The sequence below is a fragment of the Geomonas sp. Red276 genome (assembly GCF_054784495.1).
On record NZ_BLXW01000075.1, the window covers coordinates 1 to 2941 of the forward strand.

The window sequence follows — 2941 nt, forward strand, 5'->3', positions numbered from 1 at the left end:
GGCCTGACTGGAACTGGAAACGATTCTTCACGGCAGCCTCCTCGGATGGAATGTGCCGTGATTATATGAACCACCTACGACGTAATATGTCGCGCTTGTCTTCCAGCGGAAGATTGGCGCTAATCAGGTACGGTAAAGGGGGCGAGCTCGTCCTGGCGAAGCTCGTGGGGCGTGATGTAGCAGGCGGCGCGGGCCCGGACACTGCCGCCGGGGCCGGTGGCGGCGACCCAGAGTTCGATCCCTTCCATGAAGGCGTAGCGGAGGTTCTTCAGGATACCGTCGACCACGGTTTCCTTTTCCGACCGCCGGATCTCCCAGGCCAGGGCCATGTCGAACTGCTGGTAGCGGTAGGGAAGGGCGTTGAAACGTTCGCGGCTCACTTCGGTGCCGGAGTTCACCCCTTGTCTGAGCTTGTCCCGTAATGACGACCAGATAGTCATGGCGATTATCTAGTCGCTGCCGTTTGGCCGTTGGCCGAAGGGAGCGGGAGAAAACGCAGGCTTTTGAAGAAGGCGGCTTGGTTGTCCTTATTCTCTCTCATCCATCCTCCCTGGCGATGATCGATCCGGCTGTGGCTATAACACAATCCGCCCTTGGGGTTCAAACCTTATTATCTAGTGCGGAAAGATCTTTTCCTTCTTTTCGGGGTGTGAACAGCATCTCTCAAAGAGAGAAACCTTGGGGCGGAGAGGAGCAGGGAGCGGCAGAAGCCATTGAGGGAGAGATTTGTGCTTGCCTTTAAAGCACAAGGTCACTATTTTGGCGGGATGATCATGACGGGAACGACGGTAAATGCGGCCGCGATTGTCTGCGGGAGTCTGGTAGGCGTGAAGGGTGGGCACCTCCTTTCGGAAAAGGTGCGCGGCACCATCATGGCGGGCTTAGGCCTCGCGGTGCTGTTGATCGGGGCGCAACTCGCCTTGAAGAGCAACCAGGTGATGATCGTGATCGGAAGCCTGATAGGCGGCGGCGTCATCGGCGAGCTTTTGGGGATCGAGGCGCGCCTGGAGGCAATCGGCGAGCTGCTCGGGAGCCGCTTCAAGGGGAGCGGCAAGGTCGCCGAGGGCTTCGTCACCGCCACCCTTCTGTACTGCGTCGGCGCCATGGCCATCATGGGGTCGCTACAGGATGGCCTCGGCGGCCGCCCCGAGATCCTCTATGCCAAGGCCGCCCTCGACGGGATCGCCTCGGTTGCCCTCGCCTCCACCCTCGGCATCGGCGTCCTTTTCTCCGCCCTGCCGCTCTTCGCCTACCAGGGGGGCATCACCCTCTGCGCCACCGCCGCCCAGCAGATCCTGACCCCGCCGGTGGTGCAGGAGATGAACGCGGTGGGAGGCCTCCTCATCGTGGCCATCGCTTTCGACATGCTGGGGGTGAAAAGGCTCCCGGTCGGCAACCTCCTCCCCGCCGTCTTCCTCGCCCCCCCCTTGCTGATGATCTTCGCCTCCCCCTAAACCACTCTTTTCAACAAGGCATCTCGGCATTGTTCCTGGAATAGCAGAACCAGGTCAGGACGATGCAGCTCAGGTAGACGACCAGGGCGGTGATGGAAGCGACGGCGGGAGGCATGGTGTCGTGGCGGGGGCTTGCGTTAAAGGAGTCGCCCTGTTGACAGAGGGCGGTGCGTGGCGGCGGTTAGCAGTTCACTTTTACGAGGACTCCGTTGATCCGGATACCGGAAGCATCGAGATCGATGGTGTTGGCGCCGCACTGGAGGGTAATCCCGGAGGTGGCTGTCAGGGTGATATGGTCGGCGGTCTGTGATGAGGACCCTTTGACCGTGGTTGTACGGTCGCCGCCGATGGTCGTGCTGCTGTTTGCTCGGATGGCTTCAGTTTTGTCGTTCTTGACCAGGATGTTCCAGTCCCTCTCGCTCTGCAGGTATACCTCTTCGGCACCCTTTCTATCCTCAAACCGCAATTCGTTGAAGTTGTCGGTACCGCCGCCGGGGGTACTCCTCGTTTTGATGCCGCTTCGGGTCTTGTGGTCCGGCAGGTCGTAGAGGGCCGGTGACGCGGCGTTATTGACGCTGCCCACCACAATCGGCCAGTCCGGGTCGCCGTTTATGAAGCCGACCAGCACTTCATCGCCGACCCTTGGCAATGAGGCCAAGCCCCACCCGTTGCCGCTCCAGGGCTGGCAGGTGCGGAGCCAGCAAGAGCTCCTATCGTCGTTTTTCCCCTCCCTGTCCCAGTGAAACTGGACCTTGATCCTCCCGTACTCGTCCGTATGGATCTCCTCCCCCGGGGGGCCTGTGACGATGGCCGTCTGCAGGCCACGGACGAAGGGCTTTTCGAAAGTCTTCCGCGTGCGGTAGACCTTTGACGCCGGAATGGCAATGAAGTGGTTTGAGTAGGTGTAATCCCCGCCGATCCCGGAGTATTCACCGTAGGCACAGGACTGCGACCCCTCATGTTCCACCGCCACGAGGCAATATTCATCGTTCAACTCAGCAAAACTGTGCTTGTTGATTGAGAAGGTATAGCCAGGTATCAGTCTGGCGCAGTTGCTGGTCCCTTGTACTGAGGTTTTGAGGCATTGCGATTCTTCCAAATGAATCCTCGTCTTGCTGGTTCCCTCTTCCGGCAATCCATAATCACCGGGGAATTCACACAATTCAAGGTCCTGCCAAGTGTCACCTTCCCCTGAAATGGCCATACAAAGGGAAGGTCTTTTAAAGTTGTAATTTGAATGAGTGACTTTTCCCGAGCAGATAGTGTGGTTACAGGCAACCGTCAGGATGGCCTCGTCATCCACAACCATGCCTGATTCACCTCTTAAAATAAGTTTATTCTCGCTGCCAGCGATCGGAGGATGAATTCTAGTTCAAAATGCACCACCCTGAAGGAGGGGTAAAAAAGAAGGGACACAGTGAGTTTTTCTGGTAGTTTGGAAGCGCCAACGACCAAACCTCAGAAGGAGAACCCACCGTGCCCCACAA

At 58.4% G+C, this 2941-nt stretch carries 3 protein-coding genes; 1 reads left to right on the top strand and 2 read right to left on the bottom strand.

Annotation, left to right across the window (positions count from 1 at the left end):
- Positions 1 to 119 precede the first annotated feature (119 nt).
- Positions 120 to 440: a hypothetical protein gene (locus tag ACYVL5_RS23390; RefSeq protein ID WP_460597958.1), complete on the bottom strand. Its 321-nt coding sequence runs from the start codon at positions 438 to 440 to the stop codon at positions 120 to 122.
- A 288-nt stretch (positions 441 to 728) separates the two neighbouring features.
- On the opposite strand from ACYVL5_RS23390, the gene ACYVL5_RS23395 reads away from it, so the two are divergent.
- A complete protein-coding gene (locus tag ACYVL5_RS23395; protein WP_460597959.1) occupies positions 729 to 1454 on the top strand; it encodes a DUF554 domain-containing protein in 726 nt (241 codons plus the stop codon).
- 181 nt (positions 1455 to 1635) lie between these two features.
- On the opposite strand, the gene tssI is transcribed toward ACYVL5_RS23395, so the two are convergent.
- Complete coding sequence (tssI, locus tag ACYVL5_RS23400; protein WP_460597960.1) at positions 1636 to 2820, bottom strand: type VI secretion system tip protein TssI/VgrG; 1185 nt, start codon at positions 2818 to 2820, stop codon at positions 1636 to 1638.
- Between the last annotated feature and the right edge of the window lie 121 nt (positions 2821 to 2941).

Excerpts from the sequence above, each read along its gene's own strand:
- ACYVL5_RS23390 (WP_460597958.1), bottom strand. The coding sequence starts at position 440 with ATGACTATCTGGTCGTCATTACGGGACAAGCTCAGACAAGGGGTGAAC.